The organism is Micromonospora globispora (genome assembly GCF_003857015.1).
In the GTDB taxonomy this organism is placed as follows: domain Bacteria; phylum Actinomycetota; class Actinomycetes; order Mycobacteriales; family Micromonosporaceae; genus Micromonospora; species Micromonospora globispora.
Genome location: NZ_QGGF01000111.1, coordinates 1 through 7,275, shown reverse-complemented (window position 1 = coordinate 7,275; position 7,275 = coordinate 1). Strand labels below are relative to the sequence as shown.

Below are 7,275 nucleotides of genomic sequence, written 5' to 3'. Positions count from 1 at the left end.
GGGGTGGGTGTCCCGTGGGCGGGGCCACCCGTGCGGCGGAATCATGCCCACCCCCGGGTCGTTGAACATGGCATACCCACCGGCGCTCCCCCGCGCCACGACGGGCCCCCGCCCGGCGGAATGCCTAGCCGGCCCGGGTCGTTACATCCCCCGGACACCCCGAGCAGCCCCCCGGCCGCCAGGGGTTCAGCAACCCCGGAGCCCGATGGAATGCCCCGCCGGCCCGGACGGTTACATCCCCCGGACACCCGAGCAGGCCCCGCCGCCGGGCAGATCCCCTTCTGACTTTCCCCCCTTGCGGTAGCAGCGCATCCCCCTTGCGCGTGCCGCGCACCCCCGACCGAAAGGCTTCGAATCATCATGCGTACCGACATCCTGCGTAAGACCGCCCTGACCGTCGCCGGTATCGCCGCCACCGCCGGTGGCATCGCCGGCCCCGCCATCGCCGCCCACGCCGCCACCCCGACGGCCCAGGTCCAGACCGACCGCAAGCCCGGCGCCGGCGAGCGGGAACTCAACGTCCGCTACCAGGCCCAGCCCAACTTCTACTACTGCGGCCCCGCCGCCACCCGCAACGCCCTGAGCGTCCAGGACAAGAACATCGACGTCGACGCCATGGCCAAGGAGATGGGCACCACCGAAAACGGCACCAACTCCATCAACGACATCACCCCCGTCCTGAACAAGGAAACCGGTAAGGACGTCTACCACAGCGTCGAAATCAAGAACCCCAACGCCGACGACAAGCAGACCGACACCCTGCGCGCCGACATCGTGCACACCGTCGACAACGGCCGCGCCGTCGTCGCCAACATCGCCGGCACCACCACCGACACCGACGGCAACACCCACTCCTTCGAGGGCGGCCACTACATCAGCGTGGTCGGCTACCACGACGGCGGCAAGACCGTGACCATCGCCGACTCCGCCAACCCGGACCAGGCCTCCTACCGCATCAGCGTGGACAACCTCGCCGACTGGATCGCCACCCGCGGCTACACCGCCTCCTGACCACCAGCACAACCACGAAGGGCCGACCCCACACGGGGTCGGCCCTTCGACGTCTGCGGGTCAGCGATCGGCGCCGGCGCGGACCGGCTCGGCCTCCTCGGGCACCTCCGCCGACTCCAGCCCGCGGGCCCGACGGCGCAGCCACCAGGTGCTGCCAAGGCCGCCGAGGATTGCGATGACCAGCCCGACCCAAGAGATGTCCTTCAGCCAGTGCTCGGCCGCCCGACCGACGGAGAAGAGCAGGTAGGTGGTGCCGAAGGCCCAGACCAGGCCGCCGGCCGCGTTCGCCACCAGGAACCGGCGGTACGGCACGTGCAGCGCACCCGCGAGCGGGCCGGCGAGGATCCGCAGCAGCGCCACGAACCGGCCGAAGAAGACCGCCCACACGCCGTGCTTGGTGAAGGTCTGCTCGGCCCGGGCCAGTTGCGCCGGGCCGAGATGGCGGGGGAAGCGCCGGCTCAGCCGGACGAGCATGGGTCGCCCACCGCGCCGGCCCACCGCGTACCCGATGGAGTCGCCGACGATGGCGCCGGCGGCCGCGGCGGTGGCCACCCACTCCGGCTCCACCACCCCGGCGGCCGCCAGAAGGGCGGCGCTGACCAGGACGATCTCGCCGGGAAGCGGCACGCCCATGCTCTCCACGCCGATCACCCCGGCGACGATCAGGTAGACCACGCCGGGCGGCAGCGCGGAGAGCCAGTGTTGTACGTCTACCACCGCCACCCCTTCCGGTCCGACCTCGAACCCTACCCCCGGTCCCGCGTCGAGGCGGCACGCTCACCGACCGGTGACCCGTCCGGGCCGCCGCCGACCTCCCGGCCCCCGCGGTGGAGCGCGGGCGCGTGACGAAGCCGGCAAGGCACGGCGCGTGACGAACGCGCCAGGGTGCGGGCGCGTGACGACGGCGACCGGCGGGGCAGGGCTCAGCCGGCGACCGGGGCGAGGAACTCCAGGCGGTTGCCGTGCGGGTCGTGGGTGTGGAAGCGGCGCATGCCGGGGATCTCGTCGTCGCCCCAGGTGACCGGGTGGCCGGCGGCGGTGAGCCGGGCCGCAAGGTCGTCGAGGTCGGGGCGGAGCAGCGCCGGGTGCGCCTTGCGGGCGGGCCGGAAATCCGACTCGACGCCGAGGTGCAGTTCGGCGCCGTACCCGGTGAACCAGCACCCGCCGCGGGCGGCGAGGGCCGGCGGCTTGGGCTTCTCGGTCATGCCGAGCAGGTCGGCGTAGAAGGCCCGGGACGCGGCCTCGGAGCCGGGTGGGCAGGCGAGCTGGACGTGATGGATCATGGTGGCACCTCCCTCGTCCCGAACCTTGGCATGAGGTTGCATCAATAGCAAGACGGACGTACGGTTTTGTTGACCCGGGAACCGCCGGTAAGTGTTGCCTAAGCACGGCAGCATCCCAGCCGGTGCGAAAGACTGCTCAGGACTACTCACGGTCGCTGGTGTGAAGGAGTACGACGTGGCGAGCCTCGACACCTTCGGTGCGAAGACCCAGCTACGCGTCGGAGACGCGAGCTACGAGATTTTCAGGATCGACCAGGTGAAGGGGCACGAGCGGCTGCCCTACAGCCTGAAGATCCTGCTGGAGAACCTGCTGCGGACCGAGGACGGCGCGAACATCACCGCCGACCACATCCGGCAGCTCGGCGCCTGGGACCCCACCGCCGACCCGAGCGTGGAGATCCAGTTCACCCCGGCGCGGGTGCTGATGCAGGACTTCACCGGCGTGCCCTGCGTCGTGGACCTGGCCACCATGCGGGAGGCCGTCCGCGACCTCGGCGGCGACGCCACCAAGGTGAACCCGCTCGCCCCCGCCGAGCTGGTCATCGACCACTCCGTCATCGCGGACCTGTTCGGCCGCGAGGACGCCTTCGAGCGCAACGTCGAGCTGGAGTACCAGCGCAACAAGGAGCGGTACCAGTTCCTGCGCTGGGGCCAGACCGCGTTCAACGAGTTCAAGGTCGTCCCGCCGGGCACCGGCATCGTGCACCAGGTCAACATCGAGTACCTGGCCCGCACGGTCATGGAGCGCAACGGCCAGGCGTACCCGGACACCGTGGTCGGCACCGACTCGCACACCACCATGGTCAACGGCCTGGGCGTGCTGGGCTGGGGCGTCGGCGGCATCGAGGCCGAGGCCGCGATGCTCGGCCAGCCGGTCAGCATGCTGATCCCGCGGGTCGTCGGCTTCAAGCTCTCCGGCGAGATGCCGGCCGGCACCACCGCCACCGACCTGGTGCTCACCATCACCGAGATGCTGCGCAAGCACGGCGTCGTCGGCAAGTTCGTCGAGTTCTACGGCCCCGGCGTGAGCGCCGTGCCGCTGGCCAACCGGGCCACCATCGGCAACATGTCCCCGGAGTACGGCTCCACCGTGGCGATCTTCCCGATCGACTCCGAGACCGTGCGTTACCTGGAGCTGACCGGCCGGGACCCGCAGCAGGTCGCGCTGGTCGAGGCGTACGCCAAGGAGCAGGGCCTCTGGCACGACCCGGACCGCGAGCCGCAGTACTCGGAGCGCCTGGAACTCGACCTCAGCACCATCGAGCCGTCCCTGGCCGGCCCGAAGCGCCCGCAGGACCGGGTGCCGCTGGGCGCCGCCAAGACGCTGTTCCGCTCCGCCCTGACCGACTACGTGGCCGACGGCGACACCGGCGAACGCGAGCTCAAGCCCGGCGTGGCCCGCGAGCAGCTGCCCCGCGGGGCCAACGGCCCGGCCGACGAGGCCAGCGCCGAGTCCTTTCCGGCCAGCGACCCGCCGGCCAACGAGTTCAGCGACCCGGCCGACGAGCCGCGCGACCTGGAGACGGCCGCCGCCGGTGCCGGCGGGCGGGCAACCAACCCGATCCGGGTGACCTCCGCCGACGGCGTCGAGTACGAGCTGGACCACGGCGCCGTGGTGATCGCCGCGATCACCTCCTGCACCAACACCTCCAACCCGCAGGTCATGATCGGCGCCGCGCTGCTGGCCCGGAACGCGGTGGAGAAGGGCCTGTCCCGCAAGCCGTGGGTGAAGACCACGCTGGCGCCCGGCTCCAAGGTCGTCATGGACTACTACGACCGGGCCGGCCTCACCCCGTACCTGGACAAGCTCGGCTTCAACCTGGTCGGGTACGGCTGCACCACCTGCATCGGCAACTCCGGCCCGCTGCCGGAGGAGGTCTCGAACGCGGTCAACGAGGGCGACCTCGCCGTCGTCTCGGTGCTCTCCGGCAACCGGAACTTCGAGGGCCGGATCAACCCGGACGTCAAGATGAACTACCTGGCGTCCCCGCCGCTGGTGGTGGCGTACGCGCTCGCCGGGACCATGGACATCGACCTGGCCAACGAGCCGATCGGCGAGGACAGCCAGGGCCAGCCGGTCTTCCTGCGGGACATCTGGCCGAACAGCGCCGAGATCCAGGACGTCATCGCCTCCGCGATCGGCGCCACCGGCTTCAGCTCGGCGTACGCCGACGTCTTCGCGGGTGACGAGCGCTGGCAGTCGCTGCCGACCCCGACCGGCGACACGTTCGCCTGGGCCGACGAGTCGACGTACGTGCGCAAGCCCCCGTACTTCGAGGGCATGCAGCAGGAGCCGAGCCCGGTGCAGGACATCGCCGACGCCCGGGTGCTGGCCAAGCTGGGCGACTCGGTGACCACCGACCACATCTCCCCGGCCGGCTCGATCAAGGCCGACTCCCCCGCCGGCAAGTACCTCGCCGAGCACGGCGTGCCGCGCCACGAGTTCAACTCGTACGGCTCGCGCCGGGGCAACCATGAGGTGATGATCCGGGGCACCTTCGCCAACATCCGGCTGCGCAACCAGCTGGTGCCGGGCGTCGAGGGCGGCTTCACGGTCAACCACCTGACCGGCGAGCAGACCTCGATCTACGACGCCTCCACCGCCTACCAGGAGGCCGACGTCCCGCTGGTCATCCTGGCCGGCAAGGAGTACGGCTCCGGCTCGTCCCGCGACTGGGCGGCCAAGGGCACCATGCTGCTGGGCGTGCGGGCGGTCATCGCCGAGTCGTACGAGCGGATCCACCGCTCGAACCTGATCGGCATGGGCGTCCTGCCGCTGCAGTTCCCGGTCGACACGAACGCCGAGTCCCTCGGGCTCACAGGTACGGAGACCTTCTCCATCACCGGCGTGACCGCGCTGAACAACGGCGAGACCCCGCGCACGGTGAAGGTCACCACCGACACCGGCGTGGAGTTCGACGCCGTGGTCCGGATCGACACCCCCGGTGAGGCGGACTACTACCGGCACGGCGGCATCCTGCAGTACGTGCTGCGTCGCATGATCGCCAGCTGACGTACTTATCGCAGAGGGCCCCTTCCCGCACCCGCGGGAAGGGGCCCTTCGGCGTCGGTGTGGGTCAGTCGGTGACCACGGCGCGGCGGCGGGCCTCGCGGGTCTTCATCGCGTGCTCCAGCAGCGTGATGAGCACCTCCTTGCTCGACTCCCGCTGCCGCGCGTCGCAGAGCACCACCGGCACGTCCGGGTCGAGGTTGAGCGCCACCTGCACCTCGTCCAGCCGGTACTGCCGGGCGCCCTCGAAGCAGTTCACCGCCACCACGAACGGCGTGCCGCGCTCCTCGAAGTAGTCGATCGACGGGAAGCAGCCCGCGAGCCGCCGGGTGTCCGCCAGCACCACCGCGCCGATGGCGCCGAGCGCCAGCTCGTCCCAGACGTACCAGAACCGGTCCTGGCCGGGCGTGCCGAACAGGTAGAGCACAAGTTCGTCGCTGATGGTGATCCGGCCGAAGTCCATCGCCACGGTGGTGGTGGTCTTCTGCTCCACCCCGGAGAGGTCGTCGACCCCCACGCCGGTCTCGGTCAGCACCTCCTCCGTCCGCAGCGGACGGGTCTCGCTGACCGCGCCCACCATGGTGGTCTTGCCGACGCCGAAACCACCGGCGATCAGGATCTTGACCGCGGTGGGCAGCGGGGCCGCTCCGGCCGGCCGCTCAGAGGGCCCGAAGTCCATTGATTACCGCCTCGAAAACACTGTCGTCGGGAAGGCCGGCGGGGGTCGCGCGCGGCTCACGTACCTGCACCAGGTGGCGGGCCACCAGGTCACCGAGGAGAACCCGGACGGTGCCCACCGGCAGGTCGAGGTGGGCGGCGACCTCGGCCACGGACTGCATCCGCTGGCAGAGGCCGACGATGGCGTGATGCTCCGGGCCCAGCCCGGACTCGGAGCCCACGTCCGTGCGGGTCGCCGTCACCAGGGAGATCAGGTCGAACGTGCCGGTGACCGGACGGGCACGGCCGCCGGTGACCGCGTACGGGCGCACCACCGGGCCCGCGTGGTCGTCCACCCACTCGTGCTCCGCGGCACCCCCCGGCGCGGTCATCGCACCGGGTTTTCGCCGGCCACCTGTTCGGGCGCCCGGGTGGGCGAGGCCACGAACCTGCCCACCCGGGTGACCAGCATGGCCATCTCGTACGCGATCAGGCCGACGTCGGCGTCCTCGGACGCCAGTACCGCCAGGCAGGCGTTCCGGCCGGCCGCGGTGACGAAGAGGAACGACGACTGCATCTCGATGATCGTCTGCTGCACCTGGCCCCCGCCGAAGCGCTTGCCCGCGCCCCGGGCCAGGCTCTGGATGCCCGCCGCCATCGCAGCCAGGTGTTCACCGTCGTCCCGGCCCAGTCCCCGCGACGAGGCCATCAGCAAACCGTCGGTGGAGAGCGCCACGGCGTGTTCCGCCTGCTTCACCCGGCCGACCAGGTCGTCCAGCAACCACGTCAGGTCCGCGCTGGAAGCCGTCTTCTGCGTCACTCGTCGTCCTCTTCTCCCCTGGCTGGTGTCGCCGTGCTCGTCTGGGATGTCGCCGTGCCGCCCGACGTCCGGGCGGCTGGGCCGGCGTCACCTCAGGTCGCCTGCTCGTCCCCGGTGTCCGGCCCGTTCTCCGGCTGGTGGGTCGCCCCGCCGAGCAGCCGTGCCGCGTCGGTACGCCCGCGTCGGGTGCCGCTCTGGTAGGAGCTCATCATCCGGCGCACCTGCTCCGGCGGGCGTACCGCGTCCTCGTCCGGCTCAGCGTCCGGAGGGGACGGTTCGTTGCGCAGTTCCGGCACGAGGCTCGCCTGTCGTACCCGTACCGGCAGGCCGGTGTCGGTCCCCGCCGGGGCGTCCCCGTCGGCGTCCGCCGGGGCGGGGTCCGCCGGGGTCGGGTCGTCGGCGGCGTCCCCGTCGGAATGACCGATCGTCATCAGGCCGATCGGGATGGTCGGGCCGTCCAGGGCCGGTTGGCCGCTGCGCCGCCGGGTCCGCGT

At 71.3% G+C, this 7,275-nt stretch carries 7 protein-coding genes and 1 pseudogene; 2 read left to right on the top strand and 6 right to left on the bottom strand.

Annotated features, from left to right (window positions below; all coding sequences use genetic code 11):
* The first annotated feature begins 360 nt into the window (after positions 1-360).
* Positions 361-1,011 (top strand): C39 family peptidase, encoded by a 651-nt coding sequence (locus DKL51_RS04055; protein WP_109947159.1) that lies wholly within the window; start codon positions 361-363, stop codon positions 1,009-1,011.
* A gap of 60 nt (positions 1,012-1,071) precedes the next feature.
* Here DKL51_RS04055 and DKL51_RS04050 read toward each other — a convergent pair whose 3' ends face one another.
* Entirely contained in the window at positions 1,072-1,728 is a 657-nt protein-coding gene (locus DKL51_RS04050) for a DedA family protein (protein ID WP_109947165.1), read from the bottom strand.
* A 206-nt stretch (positions 1,729-1,934) separates the two neighbouring features.
* Positions 1,935-2,294, bottom strand: a complete 360-nt coding sequence (locus DKL51_RS04045) for a VOC family protein (protein ID WP_109947160.1) — start codon at positions 2,292-2,294, stop codon at positions 1,935-1,937.
* Positions 2,295-2,454: 160 nt separating this feature from the next.
* Here DKL51_RS04045 and DKL51_RS04040 point away from each other — a divergent pair, with 160 nt between their 5' ends.
* On the top strand, positions 2,455-5,307 hold the full coding sequence (locus DKL51_RS04040; RefSeq protein ID WP_109947161.1) for an aconitate hydratase: 2,853 nt from the start codon (positions 2,455-2,457) through the stop codon (positions 5,305-5,307).
* A gap of 64 nt (positions 5,308-5,371) precedes the next feature.
* Here DKL51_RS04040 and DKL51_RS04035 read toward each other — a convergent pair whose 3' ends face one another.
* The 4 genes and pseudogenes from DKL51_RS04035 to DKL51_RS04020 all read right to left on the bottom strand — a co-directional run.
* Complete coding sequence (locus DKL51_RS04035; protein WP_109947162.1) at positions 5,372-5,983, bottom strand: GTP-binding protein; 612 nt, start codon at positions 5,981-5,983, stop codon at positions 5,372-5,374.
* The gene (locus tag DKL51_RS04030; RefSeq protein ID WP_109947163.1) at positions 5,964-6,353 is read right to left on the bottom strand and encodes a DUF742 domain-containing protein; all 390 of its coding nucleotides are present in this window, start codon (positions 6,351-6,353) and stop codon (positions 5,964-5,966) included. Before DKL51_RS04030 ends, DKL51_RS04035 begins: the two co-directional genes overlap by 20 nt.
* A complete protein-coding gene (locus DKL51_RS04025) occupies positions 6,350-6,781 on the bottom strand; it encodes a roadblock/LC7 domain-containing protein (protein ID WP_109947164.1) in 432 nt (143 codons plus the stop codon). The genes DKL51_RS04030 and DKL51_RS04025 overlap by 4 nt, the downstream gene beginning before the upstream one ends.
* 92 nt (positions 6,782-6,873) lie before the next feature.
* Positions 6,874-7,275, bottom strand: a pseudogene (locus DKL51_RS04020) (nitrate- and nitrite sensing domain-containing protein); the annotation flags it as partial.

Coding starts and splice junctions, on each gene's coding strand:
- DKL51_RS04055 (WP_109947159.1), top strand. CDS start 361: ATGCGTACCGACATCCTGCGTAAGACCGCCCTGACCGTCGCCGGTATC.
- DKL51_RS04045 (WP_109947160.1), bottom strand. CDS start 2,294: ATGATCCATCACGTCCAGCTCGCCTGCCCACCCGGCTCCGAGGCCGCG.
- DKL51_RS04035 (WP_109947162.1), bottom strand. CDS start 5,983: ATGGACTTCGGGCCCTCTGAGCGGCCGGCCGGAGCGGCCCCGCTGCCC.
- DKL51_RS04030 (WP_109947163.1), bottom strand. CDS start 6,353: ATGACCGCGCCGGGGGGTGCCGCGGAGCACGAGTGGGTGGACGACCAC.